This is a genomic window from Pseudomonas sp. GW821-FHT07E12 (genome assembly GCF_058986605.1).
Window position 1 is genome coordinate 42288 of the sequence record NZ_JBYSVX010000026.1, and the last position, 22028, is coordinate 64315.

At 65.9% G+C, this 22028-nt stretch carries 15 protein-coding genes; 9 read left to right on the forward strand and 6 right to left on the reverse strand.

The features are described from left to right. The first annotated feature begins 40 nt into the window (after nt 1-40). From AC3WJE_RS14410 to AC3WJE_RS14425, 4 genes are all read left to right on the forward strand, one after another. Complete coding sequence (locus tag AC3WJE_RS14410) at nt 41-838, forward strand: c-type cytochrome (RefSeq protein ID WP_493731501.1); 798 nt, start codon at nt 41-43, stop codon at nt 836-838. Between the two features lie 98 nt (nt 839-936). Continuing rightward, nucleotides 937-1587, forward strand: a complete 651-nt coding sequence (locus AC3WJE_RS14415; RefSeq protein WP_493731502.1) for a thiol:disulfide interchange protein DsbA/DsbL — start codon at nt 937-939, stop codon at nt 1585-1587. Nucleotides 1588-1690: 103 nt separating this feature from the next. Continuing rightward, on the forward strand, nt 1691-2509 hold the full coding sequence (locus tag AC3WJE_RS14420) for a thiol:disulfide interchange protein DsbA/DsbL (RefSeq protein WP_493731503.1): 819 nt from the start codon (nt 1691-1693) through the stop codon (nt 2507-2509). Nucleotides 2510-2527: 18 nt separating this feature from the next. Continuing rightward, nucleotides 2528-3295, forward strand: a complete 768-nt coding sequence (locus AC3WJE_RS14425) for an endonuclease/exonuclease/phosphatase family protein (protein ID WP_493731504.1) — start codon at nt 2528-2530, stop codon at nt 3293-3295. A gap of 144 nt (nt 3296-3439) precedes the next feature. Here AC3WJE_RS14425 and AC3WJE_RS14430 read toward each other — a convergent pair whose 3' ends face one another. Then, the gene (locus AC3WJE_RS14430) at nt 3440-6334 is read right to left on the reverse strand and encodes a TonB-dependent receptor plug domain-containing protein (protein WP_493731505.1); all 2895 of its coding nucleotides are present in this window, start codon (nt 6332-6334) and stop codon (nt 3440-3442) included. Nucleotides 6335-6519: 185 nt separating this feature from the next. Between AC3WJE_RS14430 and AC3WJE_RS14435 the strand changes: the two genes are divergently transcribed. The 3 genes from AC3WJE_RS14435 to AC3WJE_RS14445 are packed head-to-tail and all read left to right on the forward strand — an operon-like array spanning nt 6520 to nt 10006. Next, nucleotides 6520-8487 (forward strand): transglycosylase SLT domain-containing protein, encoded by a 1968-nt coding sequence (locus AC3WJE_RS14435; protein WP_493731506.1) that lies wholly within the window; start codon nt 6520-6522, stop codon nt 8485-8487. Next, nucleotides 8487-8726 carry a hypothetical protein gene (locus AC3WJE_RS14440; RefSeq protein WP_493731507.1) on the forward strand — a complete coding sequence of 80 codons (240 nt, stop codon included), beginning with the start codon at nt 8487-8489 and terminating at the stop codon, nt 8724-8726. The genes AC3WJE_RS14435 and AC3WJE_RS14440 overlap by 1 nt, the downstream gene beginning before the upstream one ends. 47 nt (nt 8727-8773) lie before the next feature. Continuing rightward, nucleotides 8774-10006, forward strand: coding sequence for a multifunctional CCA addition/repair protein (locus tag AC3WJE_RS14445; protein ID WP_493731508.1), 1233 nt, complete (start codon nt 8774-8776; stop codon nt 10004-10006). A 244-nt stretch (nt 10007-10250) separates the two neighbouring features. Here the strand turns inward: AC3WJE_RS14445 and AC3WJE_RS14450 are convergent, their stop codons facing one another. Together AC3WJE_RS14450 and AC3WJE_RS14455 are read right to left on the reverse strand one after the other, a co-directional pair. Next, entirely contained in the window at nt 10251-12218 is a 1968-nt protein-coding gene (locus tag AC3WJE_RS14450; protein WP_493731509.1) for a family 43 glycosylhydrolase, read from the reverse strand. 353 nt (nt 12219-12571) lie between these two features. Beyond that, nucleotides 12572-13744, reverse strand: coding sequence for a sugar diacid recognition domain-containing protein (locus AC3WJE_RS14455; protein WP_493731510.1), 1173 nt, complete (start codon nt 13742-13744; stop codon nt 12572-12574). Between the two features lie 149 nt (nt 13745-13893). Between AC3WJE_RS14455 and AC3WJE_RS14460 the strand changes: the two genes are divergently transcribed. Both AC3WJE_RS14460 and AC3WJE_RS14465 read left to right on the forward strand, forming a co-directional pair. After that, nucleotides 13894-15222, forward strand: a complete 1329-nt coding sequence (locus AC3WJE_RS14460; protein ID WP_493731511.1) for an MFS transporter — start codon at nt 13894-13896, stop codon at nt 15220-15222. Between the two features lie 20 nt (nt 15223-15242). Next, nucleotides 15243-16526 (forward strand): glycerate kinase type-2 family protein, encoded by a 1284-nt coding sequence (locus tag AC3WJE_RS14465; RefSeq protein ID WP_493731512.1) that lies wholly within the window; start codon nt 15243-15245, stop codon nt 16524-16526. Between the two features lie 43 nt (nt 16527-16569). On the opposite strand, the gene AC3WJE_RS14470 is transcribed toward AC3WJE_RS14465, so the two are convergent. From AC3WJE_RS14470 to AC3WJE_RS14480, 3 genes are all read right to left on the reverse strand, one after another. Beyond that, the gene (locus tag AC3WJE_RS14470) at nt 16570-19269 is read right to left on the reverse strand and encodes a TonB-dependent receptor (protein ID WP_493731513.1); all 2700 of its coding nucleotides are present in this window, start codon (nt 19267-19269) and stop codon (nt 16570-16572) included. Between the two features lie 550 nt (nt 19270-19819). Further along, a complete protein-coding gene (nagA, locus tag AC3WJE_RS14475) occupies nt 19820-20977 on the reverse strand; it encodes an N-acetylglucosamine-6-phosphate deacetylase (protein WP_493731514.1) in 1158 nt (385 codons plus the stop codon). Beyond that, nucleotides 20977-22023, reverse strand: coding sequence for an SIS domain-containing protein (locus AC3WJE_RS14480; protein ID WP_493731515.1), 1047 nt, complete (start codon nt 22021-22023; stop codon nt 20977-20979). The genes nagA and AC3WJE_RS14480 overlap by 1 nt, the downstream gene beginning before the upstream one ends. Nucleotides 22024-22028: the final 5 nt, after the last annotated feature.

Consider the following 22028-nt stretch of genomic DNA (forward strand, 5'->3'; position numbering starts at 1 on the left):
CCCCACGCCCGCAGTCCAGGCCCCTACGGAGCTCTAGCTGATGCGCCACGCTCGCGTTCTTGCCTTCACTGCACTCACCGTCTCGGTCATTGCAGCGGTTGCTGTCGCACAGACGGCGGTTACTCCGATCCCGGACAACACCCCGGTACGGGTGATGCCGCTGGAGATCGATCTGTCCAAAACCACCTGGGGCGACCCCAAGGCCGGCCAGACCAAGGCCGCGGCCTGCGCGGCCTGCCATGGCCCTGATGGCAATCCCGCGGTCGAGATCTATCCGCGCATCGCCGGACAGAGCGAGCGCTACATCGCCCATCAGATGGCGTTGATCGCCAACGGCCAGCGCACCAGCGGCGCGGTCGCGGCGATGGTGCCGTTCGTGCAGGACCTCACCCCGCAGGACATGCGCGACATCGGCGCGTACTTCGCCACGCAGAAACCCGGCGCGGGCCTGGCCGACGACAGCGTCGTCGCCGAGGGCCCCTACAAGGACATGAAGTTCTACGAGATCGGCCAGAAGCTCTATCGCGGCGGCGATCCGACACGCGGCATCCCCGCCTGCATGGCCTGCCATGGCCCGACCGGTGCCGGCAATCCCGGCCCTGCCTATCCGCACATCGGCGGCCAGCATGCGGCCTACGTGGCGCGCCGGCTGCAGGAGTACCAGGCCGGCCAGACCACCGAGACCGACCGCCATCTGTTCGACATCATGGCGCTGGTCACCCATTCGCTGACCGAGCAGGAGATCCAGGCTCTTTCCAGTTACCTGCAAGGCCTGCATGATCGGGCCGACGACGAGGCCGCAGCGAACCTGCCCGCCGCGACACCCGGACGATCGTGAACCATGGGCCGCTTCGGCGGTCCAAGTCTAGCTAGTTAGGCCTCACCCCCGAGCGCCGGTCAACGACCGGCGTTTGCTTTTACCCCCACGGAGCCCGCATGAAATCGGTAACCCGACTGTTGTTGATCCTGCTGACGCTTGCCCCCCTGCTCGCGAGCGCCGCGCCGCCCACGCCGGTCGCCGGCGAAGACTACGTCGAGATCGCCGACGGCCAGCCCTACCTGCCGTTGAACGGCAAGGTCGAGGTCGCCGAGGTATTCGGCTATCCCTGCCCGCATTGCGCGCACTTCGAGCCGAAGCTGGAACAGTGGACCGCCCGGCAACCGAACTATGTGCGCGTCACGCCGGTGCCGGCGGCCTTCGGTGGCCCCTGGGACGCATTCGCACGCGCCTATCTGACCGCCGATACGCTGGGCGTGGCCAAGAAGAGCCATCTGGCGATGTTCCAGGCGATCCACGACAAGCACAGCATGCCGGTACAGAACGTGGCGCCCGAGGAGCTGGCTGCGTTCTACGCCGACTACGGCGTGCCGCAGCAGAAATTCATCGAGACGCTCAGCAGCCCGCAGATCGAGGCACGCCTGCAGGCCGCGCGTGAGTTCGCGCTGCGCAGCAAGGTCCCCGGTACGCCGTCGGTGATCGTCAACGGCCGCTATCTGGTCCGTGGCAAGGATTTCGACGACCTGTTGCGGGTAACCGACTATCTGGTCGCACGCGAGCACGCAGCCGCCGCGCAGCAGGCAAAATAATCCATTGCTGATGGCATGGCGGCCATACACGGCCGCCATGCCATCATGCGTCCCCTGGCCGGCCGCTGGCCGCCGCCCCGTCTTCCCGCTGGAGATCCATTCGATGAAGAGCCGTTTTTTTGCCCTGACCCTGATGGCGATCCTGCCCATCCTGGTGGCCTGCAAGGCCCAGGACGGCAGCGCCGACACCGTCGCGGCCACCCCGAGCACGCCCGCCGAACAGCCCGCTGCCACCGCAGAACCCGCAACCGCAACCACCCCCGACGCCAGCCAGGCCGCCACCGCGCCGGCCCAGGACGACGGCCACACCCAGCAGGCCAACGCGCCCAAGGCGCCGAACGGTCCGGAGCCGGTCGCCGGCACCGATTACGTCGACATCGAGGGCGGCCAGCCGTTCCAGCCGGCCGCCGGCAAGATCGAGGTCGCCGAGGTGTTCGGTTACGTCTGCCCGGCCTGCTTCCGCTTCCAGCCGCTGATCGGGCCGTGGAAGGCCGGTCTGCCGTCGGACGTCAACTTCGTCTACGTGCCGGCGATGTTCGGCGGCACCTGGGACGACTACGCCCGCGCCTTCTATGCGGCGCAGACCCTGGGCGTGGAAGACAAGACCCATGAGGCGCTGTATCAGGCCATCCACGTCGACGGCAAGCTCAAGGGCGAGCGCGGCCGCGACTCGGTGCAGGACATCGCCAACTTCTACGTCGCCTACGGCGTGGACCCGAAGAAGTTCGCCGACACCATGGCCAGCTTCGGCGTCGCCGCGCAGACCAACCGCGCCAAGCAGTTCGCCATGCGCAGCAAGATCAGCGGCACGCCTTCGCTGATCATCAACGGCAAGTACCTGGTCAAGGGCACCAGCTACCAGGACATGCTGCGCATCGCCGACCACCTGATCGCGCGCGAGCGTGCCGCCGGGGCGAAGTAAGCCCGGTCCGGAAATGTCGTGAGCGATTCTGAAACACGCACCCTGCGGGTGCTGACCGCCAACATCCAGGCCGGCTCCAGCACCCGCCGCTACAGCGATTACGTGACCCGCAGCTGGTCACACGCGTTGCCGATGGGCCGCAAGCGCAACAGCCTGGACGCCATCGCCAAACTGGCCGGCGAGCGCGACATCGTCGGCCTCAACGAGGCCGACCCTGGCAGCCTGCGCTCGGGCTTCACCAACCAGACCCACTATCTGGCCGAGCGCGCAGGCTTCCATTACTGGAGCCACCAGCCGAACCGGCGCATGGGCGGCGTCGCGTCCAGCGCCAACGGGCTGCTCAGCAAGCTGGAACCGGTCGAAGTGCAGGACCACGCCCTGCCCGGCCGCATCGGCGGGCGCGGCATCCTGCTGGCCAGGTTCGGTGAAGGCCGCGAAGGCCTGGTGGTCGCGGTGGCGCATCTGTCGCTGGGCGCCAACTCGCGGACGGCACAGCTGGCCTTCATCGCCGAACTGCTGTCCGAGCATCCCAACGCGATCCTGATGGGCGATTTCAACTGCGTCGCCGATCGTCCGGAGATGCAGGCGCTTTATCGCCAGACCTCGCTGCAACCGCCGGGCAATGTGTTGCCGAGCTTCCCGAGCTGGCGCCCGCAGCGCGCGATCGACCACATCCTGGTCAGCCACGGCATGCAGATCGGCAAGACCGAGGCGATCCCGGCGGCGTTCTCCGATCATCTGGCGATCGGCATGGAGATCGTGGTGCCACGGAAACTGCTGAAGTAGCCGCTCCCCTATCTCGTAGGAGCGGCGTCAGCCGCGATGGAGCTGTCACGCAGATCCTTCTGCAAGAGCCCGCACATCCATGTGCGGGGATTCAAATGGGAACGCCCCATCGCGGCTGAAGTCGCTCCTACGGGAGGGATCCGGTCAGAACCTCAGGTCCGCACGCACATACCAGTAACGTCCCTGCGGGATGTCGTAGGTGGATGCGTCGTAGCCGTTGAGCGAGCATGACAGGCAGATCGGCGGATCCTTGTCGAACAGGTTGTTGACGCCGGCAGTCAGCTGCAGACCGTTGAGCCAGGCGAAGCGGTAGCCGAGCTGCACGTCGTGGTAGGTGATCGCGTCGAGCGTGTTGGTGCCCGCGGCCTGATCGCTGCAGACCGCGAACGCCACCGCGTCACCGCATTCCTCGGTCAGCTTGGAAATGTGGCGCACCGTCCAGGCCGCGTTCCAGTTGCCCAGCGACCAGTCCACCGAAGCATTGCTGGTCCACTCCGGAATCGAGCTGTCGTTGACCTCGACACCCGGCTTCTGCGGCTGCTTCTGCCCGGCCGCGCCAGTGGCTTCGTAACGGCCGACGAAGGTGTTCTGCCACTTCAGCTTGAAGCGGCCGAGCGCGTTCTCCGGCAGCGTCCAGAACAGATCCACGTCCCAGCCATCGGTATTGATCGAACCGAGGTTGGTCAGGCGGTTGTTGAAACCGTTGATGCCGCCGGTGGAAGCGCGGGTGATGCCGCCGCAGTAGGTCGGATCGAGCGTGTCCACGCACAGGTCGAGCTGGGTCTGCGCGTTGATCGCCTGGATCGCGCCATCGATCTGGTGGCGATAGAACGTCACCTCGATATCGAAGCGGTCCGACCACGATGCATTGCTGCCGAACCACGGGCTCCACACGAAGCCGGTGCTGAAGCTGCGCGAGCGTTCCGGATCCAGCGCGCGATTGCCGCCGGTGGTCACCGAGATCTGCGAGTTGGCTTGCTGATAGCCGGCCGGCACGCCAAGCGCGGCGCAGTTGGCGGCGCTGCCGCGCGGCGGGGTGCCGCCCAGACCGATCGAGCAGGGATCGGACAGCGTCAGGTCGGCACGCGCGGCCGAGCCGTACAGCTCGCCGATGGTCGGCGCACGGAAGCCTTCCGCATAACTGGTGCGCAACACGAACTCGTCGGTCACCTGCCAGCGCAGACCGTACTTGGGCGTGAATTCGCCACCGAAGGTCGAGTAATCCGAATAGCGCCCGGCCAGGCTCAGGTCGAGTTTGTCGCCGAACACCGAGTCGGCGAAGATCGGCACGCTCAGTTCGAGGTAGGCCTCGCTGACGTTGTAACTGCCGGAGGTCGGCAGCGACGGCACGCCGTTGTAGTGGCCGGCCACGGTCAGCGGATCGGGCTGGTACCAGCCCTCATACCGCCGATGTTCCAGACCGGTGGCGAACGAGACCGGACCGGCCGGCAGCTTGAACAGCTCGCTGCTGAGGTTGGCGCTGAACACGCTCAGTTCGTTCTGGCTGCGGTCGCGCACGACCGGCTGGATCCAGCGCAGCATCTCCGGGGTGATGCTGCCGGCACCGCTGAAGATGTCCAGCGGCACGCAGCCGGCTACCGCCGCGCATGCGGCCGGATCGCCCAGCGCCATCGCGATGTTGTAGATGTTGTAGCTGCCGCGATTGGTCTGCTCGGCCTTGTTCTTGCTGTACATCGCGTTGACGTCCCAGAACCAGGTCCGCTCGGCCGACTCGAAGCTGCCGATGAAGCCGGTGCCGACGTACGAGGTATCCACGCGCTGTTCGAACACGCGCGGCCCGCCTTCGACCGGGCGTCGTCCGATCAGGATCAGGTTGTTCGGACCCAGATCGAAGCCGAACGGGTTGTACGGGTTCAACGCCGAGATGGTGATGTTGTCGGCCAGCGGATTGCCGGTGCCGGCATCCGGACCGAGGAAGATCGGCTCCGGCGCCGCCTGGTTCACCGACTCGCGGCGGTTGCCCAGTGCCTTCAGGTACCACTGCACGTCGTCGTTGAAGAAGAACCGGAACTGGCCGAACACGCCCTTCCGCTCCGACGGCGTCAGCACCATGTTCTGCGCGGCGAAGTTGTAGCGGTCGGCGGTGCTGAAGCAGTGGTAGTCGTCGGTGCGCGTACAGCCGGCTGTGCCGTCGTAGACCGGCGCGCCCGAGAGTCCGCTGTTGGGCGTGAGGTCCTGGGGGGGGCCGCTGCCGCCTGCGTAGATGATGTTGGGATCGACAAAGACAAAGCGCCCATCCGGCGTGGCCGAACTGCCGAAGGTCAGCCCGGTACCCGGCGTCGGGTAGTACGACTGGCGGCGGTCGCGCGCGTAGACCGGATCCTGCTTCACATAACTGGCGCCGAGGAACAGGCTGGTGCGGTCGGTGCGGGTGCCCCAGGCCAGGTCGAAGCCACGGCTCTCGCCGTCGCCCTTGCCGTACTGGCCGTAGTTGAGCGTGACCTGCGCGCCGTCGAATTCGCGCCGGGTGATGATGTTGACCACGCCGGCGATCGCATCCGAGCCGTACAGCGAGGAGGCGCCGTCCTCCAGCACCTCGATGCGCTCCACCAGCGCCAGCGGAATCGTGTTGAGGTCGGTCGAGGCGCCCACGCCGGAGGCGGAGGATTCGTTGATCCAGCGGATGCCGTCGACCAGCACCAGCACGCGCTTGGAGCCGAGATGGCGCAGGTCCACCTGCGAGGAACCGGCACCGACGCCGCTGCCATCGGGCGGGAAGCCGAAATTGCCGGACGAGTTGAACTTGGCATTGAGGGCCGAGCCCGAGCCGGTGAGCTGCTGCAGCACCTCGCCGATCGAGTTCAGGCCAGTGCGCTCGATATCATCCCGGCTCAAGGTCTGGATCGGCACCTGGCCCTGGATCTCGGCGCTCTTGATACGGGTGCCGGTCACCTGGACGCTGTCCAGCGTCTTGGTGTCGGTCGTCGTGGCGGCGTCCTGGGCCTGTGCCAGCAACGGCAGGCAGAACGCCGCGCTCAGCACGGCATGGGTCAAACGATGGCGGCGCAGGTACTTCATCCGGCTCTCTCTCCAAAGTGGATGGGAACACCGCCACGTTCCCCCTGCGCCGCAGCGGCTCGACAGGGTTTGTAAACAAATCGTAAATAGATGGCAAGTGCCGACACATGGCGACACGAAACTGACACAACCCTGCTTGGGCACCTTCGCATGCCTGTTCAGCGCCCAGCGGCGATACTGCCGCGATGAAGCGCACCCTCACTCTGCTGACCCTTTCCCTCGCCTGGCTGCCCGGGCTCGCCTGTGCCCAAAACCTGGACGCGCAACGTCCCGCACTGCACAACGCCTTCGACGCGGCCGATGCCGGGCGCCTGGACGCCTCCCAGGCCGCCGCCTTCGCCAGCCATCCGCTGTATGGCTGGCTGCAGTACGCCGGTTTGCGCCGCAGCATCGACAGCGTTTCCAACGCCCAGGCCCAGGATTTCCTCAAGCGCTACGCCGGCCAGCCGGTCGCCGAGGCGTTCCGCAGCACCTGGCTGCCGGCGCTGGCACGCCGCCAGGACTGGCCCACCCTGCTCGCCAACTGGAAGCCGACCGAGAACCCCAGCCTGCGCTGCGCCGAACTCAACGCGCGCCAGGCCACCGGCAAGGCCGACGCGCAATGGACCGCCGACGCGCAGGCGTTGTGGAGCACCAGTGGCAAGTCGCTGCCGGATGCCTGCGACGCGGTGTTCACGGCATTGGCGGCACGCGGCGGCCTGAGCGACACGCTGCGCTGGCAACGCATTGAAGCGGCCGCCGACGAGCAGCAGCCGGCGGTGATGCGCAACGCAGCGCGCGGCCTGCCCGCCACCGAGCTGGCACAGGCCAACGACTACGCTCAGTTCCTCACCCAACCCGACACGCGTGCGCTGCAGTGGCCGAAGACCGATCGCAGCCGCCGCATCGCCGTTGACGGGTTGAGCAAGCTCGCCAAATCCGATCCGGACGCAGCCGAGCGCCTGCTGCCGCAATTCACCACCACGCTCGGTTTCAGCGAGGCCCAGCGCGGCCAGGTGCTCTACCAGATCGCGTTGTGGACGGTCGCCTCCTACCTGCCCGACTCCGCGCGCCGGCTCAACGCGGTGCCGGAAAGCGCCTACGACGAGCGCCTGCACGAGTGGCGCGCGCGCGAAGCCATGGCACGCGGCGACTGGCCGGCCGCACTGGCGGCGATCCGCAAGATGCCGGCTTCGCAGCGCAACGATTCGCGCTGGCAGTATTTCGAGGCACGGCTGGCCGAGAAGACCGGCGAAACCGCCGCGGCACAGACGCTGTACCGCAGCGCCGCACGCCAACCCACCTTCCACGGCTTCCTCGCCGCCGATCGCCTGCAGCAGCCTTATGCGCTGTGTCCGTGGCAGCCGAACGACAGCGCGCAGGCCAAGGCCGTGGTGGCGCGCGATCCCGCATTGATCCGCTCGCTGGAGCTGTACAAGCTCGATCGCGCCGGCTGGGCGACGCAGGAATGGAACGACGCGCTGAGTCGTTTCGACGATACCCAGCGCCGGCTCGCGGTGGAAGTGGCCGGCGACAACGGCTGGTTCGACCGCGCGGTGTTCGCGCTCGGCAAGCAACCTGACGAACAGCGGTTGTATACGCTGCGCTTCCCGCTGCACCACGACGACACGATCCGTCGCGAGGCCGCGCGCAACGCGCTCGATCCGGCCTGGGTCGCCGCCGAAATCCGCGCCGAGAGCGTGTTCAACCCGAACGCGCGCTCGGGCGCCAACGCGATGGGATTGATGCAGGTACTCCCCGCCACCGGCGCCGGCGTGGCCAAGAGCATCGGCCTGGCCGGCTACGGCGGTGCTGCCAGCCTGTACGACCCGGATACCAACATCGCCATCGGCAGCGCCTACCTGCGCCAGTTGCTGGACAAGTATTCCGGCCAGCCCTACATCACCATCGCCGCCTACAACGCCGGCCCGACCCCGGCCGCACGCTGGCTCGGTCAGCGTCCCAGCCACGATCCGGATATCTGGATCGAGACGATCAGCTACAAGGAGACCCGCGAGTACGTCGCGCGCGTGCTCGCCTTCAGCGTGATCTACGACTGGCGCCTCAATGGCGATGCCTTGCCGGTGAGCGACCGCATGGTCGGCAAGCTGGTGGACACGCGCAGGAAGTTCGTCTGCCCGACCACGACCGCGAGCGGCGCGGGAAGCCGCTGATGAGTGTTGCGCTGTGGTGCCTGCTGTTCGCAGCAGGCAGTGGCGCGGCCTGGTGGGTGCTACGCAGCGACGGCGCGGATTGGATGGAAGGTTGGAAGGCCGGGTTGTTTCTCGACGGGCCCTTCGTCGGTTTCTGGAACGCCGAACAGATCCGTCTGTACGCCCTGTTGATGTGGTTGCTCGGGCTGGTGTGGTTCGTGATCGGCCTGTTCGTGCCGGGTGCGCGCGGGCTGAGCTGAGCGGGGAACGGCACGCGCGCGCACGGCCTTCGGGCATCATGTTCGGCATGAAGATCTACCTCGTAGGCGGAGCCATCCGCGATGAACTGCTCGGCCACTCCGCCGGCGACCGCGACTGGGTCGTGGTCGGCGCCGATCAGGCGCATATGGAATCGCTCGGCTACAAGCCGGTCGGCCGCGACTTCCCCGTGTTCCTGCATCCGCAGACCGGTGAGGAATATGCGTTGGCGCGTACCGAGCGCAAGAGCGGGCGCGGTTATCGCGGTTTCGTGGTCGATGCCGATCCGTCGGTGACGCTGGAAGAAGACCTGCTGCGTCGCGATTTCACCATCAATGCGATCGCCCGCGACGAGGCTAGCGGCGAATTGGTCGATCCCTACGGCGGCGCGCGCGACATCCAGGCACGCGTGCTGCGTCACGTCGGCCCGGCGTTCGTCGAAGATCCGCTGCGGGTGCTGCGCGCGGCGCGCTTCATGGCGCGACTTGCGCCGCTGGGTTTCACGATCGCGCCGGAAACCATGGAACTGCAGCAGCAGATCGCCGCCAGCGGCGAACTGGACGCATTGGTGCCCGAACGGGTCTGGCAGGAACTGCGAAAAGCACTCGTCGCGCCACGTCCATCGGCGTTCCTGCACACGTTGCACGAGGCCGGCGCGCTCAAAGCAGTGCTTCCGGAAATCGAAGCCCTGTATGGCGTGCCGCAGCGCGCCGAATTCCATCCGGAAGTAGACACCGGCCGGCACCAGGAACTGGTCAGCGACATGGCCGCGAGGATCGCGCCGGGTGATGCATTGATCGGCTTCGCCGCGCTCACGCACGACCTCGGCAAAGCGTTGACGCCGCGCGAGGAATGGCCGCGTCACATCATGCACGAGCAGCGCGGGGTCGCACCGGCACAGGCATTGAGCGATCGACTCAAGGTGCCGGCCGAGTACCGCGACCTGGCGGTGATCGCCTGCCGCGAGCATCTCAACGTGCACCGCCTGGACGAACTACGCGACAAGACCGTGCACGAGCTGCTGCAACGCTGCGACGCGTTCCGTCGCCCGGAGCGCGTAGCGCAGTTGGCCAAGGTCTGCGAAGCCGACAAACGCGGCCGGCTCGGCAGCGAGGAAGACGCCTATCCGCAGGGCGCCGAGCTGCAGCGTCTGCACGCCGCCGCGATGGCGATCAATGCGCGTGATCTTGCCGAGCAGGGCTTGCAGGGGCCGCGGATCGGCGAGGCCTTGGTGAAGGCGCGTATTGCGGCGATCGGGCGGGCGCGGACTGCTCAGGTTTGACGCCGACGCGGTGCATCGATGCGATCTTGCAAAGGCGTTTCTGCTTGCATTCCCTCTTCACAGACTCCGCGATATTCACGGGATCCCTTCCGCTAATCCTGGAGAAGTTGCAGGGAGCGCGCGCGTCCACCACGAACACCGCCTCGGCGACGAGCCTGCAACGCCCCGGCTGTTGAATTCGACCTCGCTGAGCGCGTGCTGGTGCGTTGCGCCGATGAATCCCCGAGTTCGCCGGCGCCCCCCTTTATTCCGACCAGATGAAGCGCGCGCCGTCGCTGTTGTCCGGCATGGGGCCTGGACTGTCGGCCCGAATATCTGCGGTCCGCGGATCAATGCGCAGGAAGCGGTTGGTGGCCAATGACATCAGCACCAGTTCGCCCGTCGGCGTTTCGATCCATTGGAAGTTTTGCGCCGTGCCCGGCTGTCCAGCCACAAGCGTCACCCCGCCATCCTCACCGACCGTGACATAGCGTCGGCCCGATCGCAGAGCGACGCGGCCCAACCGGCGGTCGACGATCTGGAACTGCGTCGGGACGCCCGAAGCCAGGCTCCCATCGCCGGCAGCCAGTCCGGTCGTCGCGTGGAACGATGTCAGCCGGATCGACCGGCCATAGGGAATGGACCGCATCAGGCCGTGGGTATGCGGCTGATGGACGTCGATACGGTCGAAATCGGCGAAACCGCCCTCGGCACCGGCGGTGTTGTAGTTGAACAATCCGTAGCGGACGCCCTGGAAGGTGAAGGTCTGGTAGAACAGTTCGACCTCGTCGCCGATCGGGGTGAAGGTGACGCCGTCGAACGAATAGCTGAAGCGCGCCCGTTCGGCGAGAAAGTCGCAGTCGGCCCGCAGCCAGACGCGCGTCCCGGTCATCTTCACCCGCACCGTCTTGTCGCGGTGCTGGTCGTAAAGAACGACGTCGAGCCCGTCGGTGCGCTTTTCGATGCCCAAGGTCGCATAGGGCAGGTTGAGCAGCCCCAGGCCGGCGGCGTCGCCAGGCTTCAGGTTCGACGCGTCGAGCAGGACGGTCGGCGTGGACATCGGCCCGATCGCCCGCTGCGTCAGGGTGTTGCGCGCGTCATAGAAAGTGCTCGCCGGCAGAGCATGAAGCCGCAGGAAGCCCGGCCTTTCCGACAACGACCACTTGCCGTCGACCGGGACGTGGTTCCACTGCCATAGAGGCTGGAGCTGCGGCGCCGAAAAATCATCGCTGCGCCGGAAGGGCACACCCACCGGCTGCGGCGTGGCGGTCTTTGGCTTCACCCAGGTCCGCGGCGTGCGCGTCAGGTTGCCCGGCAGGCCGAAATAGGGCCAGCCGTCCTTCCAGGTGACGGGAGACAGACTGAGCAGGCGACCGACGGAATTGAAATCCATCATCGAGAAGCCCCACCATTCGCCCGCAGGCGTCTGGATGACGCCTCCCTGGTGCATCGCCAGGCCATGTTTGGCGGCGGGGTCAGGCCCCCAGAACTTGAACGGCGGCTCGGGCGTACCCGTGCGTCTGCTTGACGCCATGCCGAAGTCTTCATGCAGGCTGATCGCTTGATTGACCTCGTAGGGGCCCAGCACATGATCCGCCCGCGCCGCCGGCATGCGAAAGCCGCCGGCATATTCGGCACTGATGATGTAGTACTTGCCGTCGATCTTGTAGAAATGCGCGCCCTCGCCCATCCCGGCGTCGTCGGCGAACAGGACGCGTTCGGTGTCCGGAACGATGTCGGTCAGATCGTCCGTCAGTTGGGCCAGGTGCATCGCCTGGTGACCCCAGACGACATAGGCCTTGCCGTCGTCGTCGAACAGGACGGACAGGTCGTGAAAGCTGCGCTTCATCGGCGTGCGCGTCCACGGCCCCTTCGGATCGGTGGCCGTGAACATCTGGGTCATCTGGCCGTTGACGTTCGAGAAGATGTAGAACTTGCCATCGTGGTAGCGGAAGGACGGCGCCCAGATGCCCCGGCCGTAGATATTCCGACCGTCCTCCAGCCGATAGGCCGGGCCAAGGTCGAGCTTGTCCAGGGCGTAGGCGACGAATTCCCAGTTGACCAAATCCTTCGAGCGCAGGATCGGCAAGCCCGGCATGGCGTGCATGGTGGTGCCGGTCAGGTAGAACCAGTCACCGACGCGGATCAGGTCCGGATCTGAAAATTCATCGTAGAACAACGGATTGGTGAAGGTGCCATCGCCGTTATCCGGCGTCCAGGTCGCGGTCGCCATGCCCTGGGACACCCTCGGCTCGGATGCCTGCGCCGCACACAGAATCAGCGTCAAGACCACGCATGACACCAGCCCGGATATGACAATGCCGGGTGATTTTGACCCATGCCGCATGACGCCCCCCTTTCTACGCTCTCTACTGCACCTGAGGCAGCTCTCGTGCGCCTGATTCTCATCAGACAATGGATGTTGCGGCCGTGGCCGACACTCTCTGCTATTGCCTAGCGCATCCAGAGTCCGGAAATGATCCGCAGCACCTTCGGAACGTCAGCTGTTTCCAGGCTCAATCCCCCAGGCACTCTACCCGACACCGGTCCGTTCTTCCCGGTGAACCCTCCAGGTTCTTCTGCTGGCTAACCGCCCCGCTCACTCTCGCGCCCTTCCAGCGTCAGCCCCACGTACAACAGCAGCAGGTCGTCGATGTCGTCCAGGTTGAGGCCAGTGATTTCGTGGATGCGCTGCAGGCGGTAGTTGAGGGTGTTGCGGTGGATGCGCAGGGTGTCGGCGGTGCGAGCCATGTTCTGGTTGTGGGACAGCCAGGTTTTCAGGGTCTTGAGCAGCACGCCGGATTTCTGGTCGCCGGCCATCAGCAGGTCGATGGGCTGGCGTAGTTGCTGGTGTTTCCAGCCGGTGTCCAGGTCTGCGAGCAGCACCGGCAGGCTCAGGTCGTAATAGGTGATCAGGTGCGGCTTGAGCTTGCGGGCCCTGGCGATCGCCAGGGCTTCGCGGGCGGTGCGGTAGGAGGCGGCCACGCCGTCCAGGCCTGGAAGGCCGGCGCCTGCACTCAGTGAAAAACCGGGTGTCAGCAGCAGTGCCACGACCTTTTCCAGTGCGGTCAATCTGGCCAACGCGCGTGCGGCGGATTGGGTGCGGGTGCCGGTGACGTCGAACGGTTCGATCAGCGCCAGTTCCTGCGGCGAGGTGACCGCCACCAGCAGGCCGGGCCAGCGCGCGATCAAGGCGGCCTGCACCGCTTGCAGACTGGCTAGTTGCGCATCGGGAGCGGCGGTTCTGTCCTGCGTCGCCAGCAGGGTGACCGCGTGCGGGGCGGCCAGGTCGACTTTCAACCGGGTCGCCCAGGCCTGCATGTTCTCGGCGGAAACATCGCTGCGCCGCAGTAGCTGGAAGACGAATTCCTCGCGGTAACGCAGTTGCTTCTGCAGCTCGCCGGTCAACAGCGCCTGCTCGATGATCATCTCGGCGGTGACTCGCACCAACTCGGCGAAATGACGGATGTCGTCGGGCTTGCCGGTGATGCCGACCACGCCGCAGACCTCACCGCGACCGTGCATCAGCAGGTTGATGCCCGGCTTGATGCCGCGCGCGTCGGCACCGAGGTCGTCACCGATCTCGACCGCTTCGCCGCGCGCCAGCGCCGCCTGGGCGCCGGAATGCAGGGTGCCTACGCGCTCGGGCGTGCCGCTGGCGATGATGATGCCGCGCGCGTCCATCACGTTGATGTTGTAGGGAATGATCTTCATGGTCCGCGCGACCACTTCCTGCGCGACCTGGGCATCGATCATCATGTGACGCTCCGGCATACAATATGCACAATCCAGACTCGATCATTGCATGATTTTTTGTGCAAATGAACGATGGAGGCGCGCCACTTCCTCCCTATGATGGCGCCGAGTCGGCACCACAAAACCACGTATATCTCTGGGAGGAGAGCAACATGAGCATCCGTGAGGAGGGCATCGGCACGTTCCGGCCGGCCGATCCGGCGACACTCGACGCGGCCTACAGGAAAATCACCCTGCGGCTGATCCCCTTCATCTTTGTCTGCTACCTGTTCAATTACCTGGACCGGGTCAACGTGGGCTTCGCCAAGTTGCAGATGCTCGACGCGCTGCAATGGAGCGAAACGGTATACGGGCTGGGCGCGGGCATCTTCTTCATCGGTTACGTGCTCAGCGGCGTGCCGGCCAACCTGCTGCTGCACCGGCTCGGGGCGCGGCGGGTGATCGGTACCTTGATGGTGGCCTGGGGCGCGTCGTCGGCGGCGTTGATGTTCGTCACCACGCCGCTGGAGTTCTACGTGCTGCGCTTCATCACCGGCGTGTTCGAGGCCGGCTTCTTCCCGGGCATCGTGCTGTATTTCACCCATTGGTTTCCGTCCTCGCGACGGGGCCGGGTGATGGGCTTGTTCATGTCGGCGATTCCGATCTCGGGCGTGCTCGGCAGTCCGCTGTCGGGCTGGATGATGGAAACCTTCGCCGACCACCATGGGCTGGATGGATGGCAATGGATGTTCCTGTTGCAGGGCCTGCCCACGATCGCGCTGGGCCTGCTGGTCTATGCGTTGTTGAACGATGGCATCGAGAAGGCGCGTTGGCTGGACGATGGCGAAAAACGCCTGCTGCTGGCCGAACTGGCCGAAGACGATCGCCAACGCCGGCAGACCTCGCAATCCAGCGACTCCTTCGCCAGCGTGCTGCGCAATGGCAGCGTGTGGATGCTGGGGCTGGTGTACTTCTGCATCCAGATGGGCGTGTATGCGATCAATTTCTGGTTGCCGACCATCGTCAAATCGCTGGGTTTCCAGAGCCCGCTGGCCGTGGGCTGGGTGAGTGCGATCCCGTACTTCTGCGCCTGCCTGTTCATGATCTGGATCGGCCGGTCCGCCGATGCCCGCAAGGAGCGTCGCTGGCACCTGAGCGGTCCGCTGTTGATGGGGCTGTGTGGCTTGATGCTGGCGACCCAGGCGGACGGCAATGCAGTGATCGCGATCGTGGGGCTGTCGCTGGCGACCATGGGCGCGTTGTCGGGCTTGCCGATGTTCTGGCCGTTGCCCACTGCGTTCCTGGGCAGCGCGGCGGCAGCCGGCGGTCTGGCGCTGATCAACTCGCTGGGCCAGGTGGCCGGCTTCGTCAGTCCGTTCCTGGTCGGCTGGATCAAGGACACCACCGGCAGCACCGATGTGGCGCTGTATATCCTTTCGGCGGTGTTGCTGCTGGGTGCCCTGCTGGTACTGCGCGTGCCGGCCAGGATCGTCAATCGCTGAAGCGCCGGGAGCTCGCCACCATGACCCATTCCACGCCGCAGCGTGCGTTGTTGCAACGCATGTTCGAGGCTGCCATCGCGGCGGCCCAGCCTGCACACTGCATCCCGGCCTACCTGCCGCCACCGCCCAAGGGGCGACTGGTGGTGATCGGCGCCGGCAAGGCCTCCGCCGCCATGGCCCGGGCCGTGGAGCAAAACTGGAGCGGTCCGCTCAGTGGATTGGTGGTCACCCGCTACGGCTACGAAGTGCCGTGCGAGCGCATCGAGATCATCCAGGCGGCGCATCCGGTGCCGGACGCCGCCAGCGTGGAAGCCGCGCAGCGCATCCGCGCACGGGTCAGCGGCCTGAGTGCCGATGACACCGTGCTGTGCCTGATCTCCGGCGGCGGCTCGGCGCTGCTGGCATTGCCGCTGGACGGCATCACCCTGGAAGACAAGCGGCGCATCAGCCAGGACCTGCTGAAATCCGGCGCCACCATCAGCGAAATGAATTGCGTGCGCCGTCACCTGTCCGCGATCAAGGGCGGCCGCCTCGCCGCCGCCTGCCATCCGGCCAAGGTGGTGACGCTGATGATTTCCGATATTCCGGGCGACCATGCCGTCGACATCGCCTCCGGCCCCACCCTCGGCGATGCCACCACCTGCGCGGATGCACTGGCGATCGTGCATCGCTACGGCATCAGCTTGCCGGCCGCCGCACTGGCCGCACTGGAAAGCGGTGCCGGCGAATCGATAAAGCCGGACGATCCGCGTCTGCAGGGTCATCAGTCGCACATCATCGCCACGCCGCAACGTGCGCTGGAAGCGGCCGCGCAGGTGGCCCGGGATGCCGGGATGACGCCCTACATCCTGAGCGACAGCATCGAGGGTGAGGCGCGCGATGTCGGCAAGGTGCTGGCGGCATTGGCGCGTCAGGTGCAACGCCATGCTCAACCAGTTGCAGGACCATGCGTGCTGATCAGTGGCGGCGAAACCACGGTGACCGTGCGCGGGCATGGGCGTGGCGGGCGCAACGTGGAATTCCTGCTCTCGCTCGGCATCACCCTCGATGGGCAACCGGGCATCCACGCGCTGGCGGGCGATACCGACGGTGTCGATGGTCAGGAAGAAATCGCGGGTGCTTATCTATCGCCGGATTCGTTGGCGCGTGCGTGGTCGTTGGGGCTGCGGCCGAAGGAACATCTGGACGACAACGATGGCCACGGCTTCTTCGGAGCGTTGGACGATGCGGTGATCACCGGCCCGACGCTGACCAACGTCAATGACTTCCGCGCGATCTTGATCGAGTCAAGCAGCGCGTCCTGAGGGGGCGCCGCGTCCGGTTGACCGGGTCGCGGCGCCCGTCCTGCTACATCTTGAAGTTGAGACTCAGCATGTAAGCCCGGCCGTTCTTGTAGATGTAGTACGGATGGTCCTTGCTGCCGATGTAGCTGTAGTAGGTCTCATCTAGCAGGTTGCTGCCCTCCAGCGAGATGCGCAGCCGATCGTTGATCTGGTAGCCGATCGAAGCATCGAGCTGGGTGAAGGCATCGGTCATCTGCTGGCCGTTGAGGCGGCCGATCTGGGTGAAGTACTCCGAGCGCCAGCCCAGGTTGATGCGCGCGCTCCACTTGCCCTGCTCGTAGTACGGGCTGAAGTTGTAGGCGTTGCGCGAGTTGTACGGCAGACTGAAGTCGCCATTGGTGCTGGCATCGGAGTAGGTGTAGTTCGCCACCACGCCAAAGCCGTAGCCGAAGTTGTGCTGGAAGTTCACCGACACGCCCTTGACCTTGGCGTCGCCGGCGTTGGTCGGCACCGAGGTCAGGTAGGTGCTGGAGCCGCCCGTGGTGGTGTTGAGGAAGGTGCGTTCCTCCACCGTGGTCAGCACGTAGTTGGAGATGTCGCGGTAGAAGAACTCCGCGCTGAGCAGGCTGCTGGGATTGAAGTACCACTCCAGCGAGGCGCCGTAGTTGTTGGACTCGTACGGCTTCAACGCGGGATTGCCGGTGGAGGCGGTCAGCGTGGTGTTGTCGGTGGCGACGTACGGGGTCATGTTGGTGTAGCGCGGCCGTGCGATCACCTTGGCCGCGGCCAGGCGCAGGATCAGATCGTCGCGCAGGTCGTAGGCGATGTTGAACGACGGCAGCCATTTGCCATAGCTGGTCTCGTAGTTGACCGGGCTGTAGCCGCCGGACGCGTCGTAGCTGTAGCCGCCAATGGAATCACGCGTGTGTACATAGCGCACGCCGACGTTGCCGCGATAGCGCTCGCCGGAGAAGTTGCCCTGCAGGTACCAGGCGCGGTTCTGTTCTTCGATGTGGTAGCTGCCGCTGTAGCTGAAATCCAGGGCATCGGCCCCGTCCAGGCTCTCGGCGTAGCTGCCGATGGAGCCCTTGTCGATGGTGGCCCAGTGCTGCATGTCCTGGCTGGCCGAGATGCCGTCGAGATAGCCGGATGGGGTGAGTCCGCCATAGAAGCTGGACAGCGTGGTGCCGTCGTCGATGGTCCAGGTCGTGCTGTAGGAGGTCTGGCCCATCGCATGGTTGGTCAGCTTGACGCCGGTCAGGATCTGGTTGAACGGCCCCCACTCCACTGTGTGGTCGAAATCCAGCTGAAGATACTTTTCCTGGTCGTACTGCGGACTGTGGCTGGCCGACAGGTTGTGCAGCTGCATGTTCGATGGATCGGTCGGATCCAGGTTGTAGTCGATCGAGGTGTTGCGGTGATCGATGTTGTAGCTGTAGCCGCCGTAGGAGACGAACTGGATGCCGTAGATGCGGTCGGCGCCACCGGTCGACCTGGTGTAACCGACCTGGCTGGAGCCGTTCCAGCCGTCGCCGTGCCAGTCCGCGCGCAGGTTGAGGCTGCCGGTCTTGACCTCGGTACGGCGCAGGTAGCCGTCCAGATACGTCGCCGAATCGTCGCCGAAGGTGCCGGAAGTCGCCACGCCGTTGGTGAAACCCAGCGCGGTCGCATCGGCGGTGTTGGACCCCCAGTACGCGTAGTGGCTCTGGTTGTAGTTGTCGAAGGATTCCTTGACGTACAGGCCGGTGAGGTTGAGCTCGAAATCACCGTCCGGCTTCCACTGCAGCGCGGTGGTCACGCCATCGCGCTTGCGGGTCTGCTGGAACAGCGCGGTGTTGAGCGAAGTCGGGTACTGCCCGGTGTTGCTGCCGACCACCGAGGCAGGGAAGCTCGCGCTGGCCACGTCGTCGTAACCGAAGATCTCCACGCCATCGCGGCGCAGCACCTTCTCCGAATGCATCACCGAGGCCAGCACGCCGAAGGTCTCGTCGTGGTTCTTCCAGCTGTACAGCAGCGAGGCGTTCGGCCTGCCCTTCTCGGAACGATCGTTGTAGCCGTAGCTGACGGTGCCGGTGAGCGTGTTGCGCTCCAGGTCGAGCGGCTTGCGCGTATGCACGATCACGGTGCCGCCGATCGAACCTTCGTCGATGCGCGCCTCCGGGGTCTTGTAGACCTCCATCAACCCGACCACTTCCGGCGCCAGGATGCTGTAGTTGAACGAGCGGCTGTCCGGGTCATTCGGATCGCCGCCCCAACTGGTGGAAGCGATGGTCTGGCCGTTGAGCAGCACGCGGTTGAGCGCCGGATCGGTGCCGAGGATGCTGACCTTCTCGCCCTCGCCGAACTGGCGGTCCACGGTGATGCCGGACAGGTGCGAGAGCGACTCGGCAACGTTGGTATCGGGGAACTTGCCGATGTCCTCGGCACTGATCGCATCGACGATGGCATCCGCGTTGCGCTTGACGTTGAGCGCCTTGCCCAGGCTGGCCTGGTAGCCGACCACCTTGACCGCGTCCAGCGTGGTCAGATCCTGCCCGGAGCTGCTGCCGCTTGCGTTGGCGGTGTGGCCCTCGGCCTCGGTCGAGGATGCGGCGGTCGGGAGCGTCGGTGCCTCCTGTGCGGCAGCGAGGCCGGCAAAGGCGGCGCTGCCGTAAATCAAACTGCGGATACCCAATGCCAGCGGCGCGGCGCGCAGGCGGCGCGTCCAGTGCGAGGCGCGGGAACAGCAAAGCACATGCGGGGAGTGCTGCGAATTCAACGACATGTTCGGACCTTCTGGCTGTGTGAAGGAATGCGTGGCGTACACGGCACGCATCGCCCGTCCTCGATCCGGACGGCGACAGTCTTGTGATGGCGATGTGCCACAGATGGCTACGGCATGTTGCTTTGACGGGTCGATGGCCTCCGCTGATAACGTTATCTTCGGAAGCTCACATCTATCCACGTTTTGTCAGAAAGCAGCAACATTTCGAGCGACGACAACGTAAACACTCAACACGGTCGTCGCCTTCGACGTGATCGGTTGCACACTTGTGCGGTCAGGCGCGATGAAACTCATGCGACGCAACATGCGAAGACGGCCATGGCATTGCGGCGACCGGACAGACCCGACGGACTTATCAGGACTTCGGCCTTGCCGAAGACAATACGCACGCAAGCCCCTGGCATTCCTGCCAGGGGCTATCGCCTGTTCGCGGTCTGCTTTTACTCTCACTCCCGCGAAGCGCTTTTCAGCAACCCAATGGCTGATCAAGCGGGAATGACGTCTGTTTCTGCAGGGCCCAGAGATCGTGAGCAGGCTCTTGCCTGGGCGACTACCCGCCCTGCCCGGCGATCCAGGTATTCATCACCTGCAACTGCGCATCGAGCAGCACCAGATCGGCCTGGTAGCCGGGCGCGATCACGCCGAGACGGTCAGCCAGGCCGATGCACTGCGCCGGATAGGTCGAGGCCATGCGCGCGGCCTCGTCGAGCGGGACGCCCAGCAGTTCGACGGTGTTGCGTACCGCGCTGGCCATGTCCAGCGCCGAGCCAGCCAGTGCGCCGGCGGCGTTGCGCACCACGCCGTCGATCTCGGTGATGGTTTCGCCATACAGGTCGAAGCTGGGGCTGTCGGCGCCGACCATCGGCATCGCATCGGTGACCAGCAGCAGCTTGCCGCGTGGCTTGGCTGCCAGCGCCACGCGCAGGCTGGCCGGATGCACGTGCACGCCATCGACGATCAGGCCACACCAGGTATCGCGGTCTTCCAGCGCGGCACCGACCACATTCGGCTCGCGCCCGGTCAGCGGCGACATCGCGTTGTACAGATGGGTGAAGCCGGTGATGCCGGCGGCGATGCCGGCACGTGCCTGCTCGTAGCTGGCGGCGGTATGTCCGGCGAACACGATCGCGCCGCGCGCGACCAGCGCGCGGATGTCTGCTTCCGACACCCGCTCCGGCGCCAGCGTGATCAGGGTGACGCCGTTGTCCAGCGAAGTATCGACCTCGATCTCGTGCGCGTCCGGCGCGCGGAACACCTTCTCGTCGTGGGTGCCCTTGCGTGCCGGGTTGAGGTATGGCCCTTCCAGATGGATGCCGAGGATGCCCGGCACGCCCTGCGCGATCGCCGCGCGCGTGGCCTGGATCGCCGCGGCCATCTTGTCGGCGGTGTCGCTGATCAGCGTCGGCAACAAGCCGGTGGTGCCGAAGCGGCGATGCCCGCGCGCGATCGCGGCCAGGCCTTCGGGCGAGGTGTCGTTGTTGAACAGCACGCCGCCGCCGCCGTTGACCTGGATGTCGATGAAGCCGGGCAGCAGCGTGCCGCCGTGCAGGTCGACGCGCTGCGCAGCCGCGGCCACGCGCGGATCATCGGCGGCGACCACGGCGGCGATGTCGCGACCCTCGATCAGCACCGCGACGTCGTCGCGGAAGCCGTCCTGGGTCAGTACCCGGCCGTTGAACAACGCGACCGGCGTGTTGGAATCCTTCATCAGACGGTTTCCGTGACCTTGTTGAGATGCGGCGGCAGGTCCGGGTTATGGCCCCGGCGCAGTGCCAGCGCGTTGATCGCGCGGTAGAAGCTCTGGATCGTCAGCAGCGGCGTGCACACCGGATGCGGCGACCTGGCCAGCGGCAGCGCCGAGGCCGCGCCGGGAACGGCGACACTCGACGCCAGCCACACCTGCGCGCCACGGTCGGCGAATTCCTCGGCCAGCGCGCTGGTGCCGGCACCGGTTTCGTCGGGCTGGGCGAAGGCCAGCACCGGGAAGCCCGGCCCGACCAGCGCCATCGGCCCGTGCTTCACCTCGGCCGAGCTGTAGGCCTCGGCGTGCAGGCCGCAGGTTTCCTTGAACTTCAGTGCGGCTTCCTGCGCAGCGGCCAGGCCCAGGCCACGGCCGAGCACGAACAGGTTGTGCGCATCGGTCAGCCCGTCGGTGAGGTCGGACCAATCCGCCCTCCACGCCTGGCGCAGCGCATCCGGCAACGCATCGAGCGCATCCAGCAGTGCCGGGTCGTTCTTCCACACCGCGCCCAGTTGCAGGATCGCCGCCAGCGAGGCGAGGTAGCTCTTGGTCGCGGCCACGCTTTTCTCCGGCCCCGCGCACAGCGGCAGCACGGTGTCGGCCAGTTGCGCCAGCGGCGAATCCTCGACGTTCACCAGCGCCACCACGCGTGCACCGGCGGCCTTGGCGGCTTCGGCATTGCGCAGCAGGTCCGGGCTCTTGCCCGATTGCGAGATCACCAGATACAGCGCGCCATCGAGCTTGAGCGGCGCCTCGTAGACCGAACCGACCGACGGCGAGGCCGAGGCGGTGACGATGCCCAGCTGGGTCTCGAACAGGTACTTGGCGTAGGTGGCGGCATGGTCGGAACTGCCGCGCGCGCAGGTGACCACGAACGGCGGCGGCGCCCAGCGCAGCGAATCTGCCAGGGCATCAACGGTGGCGCGGTTGCGGGCGAACTGGGTGGCGACCACGTCGGCGGTCTGGGCCGCCTCGTGGAACATCAGCGTATCGGTCTCGTTGGGCAATGCCATGGATG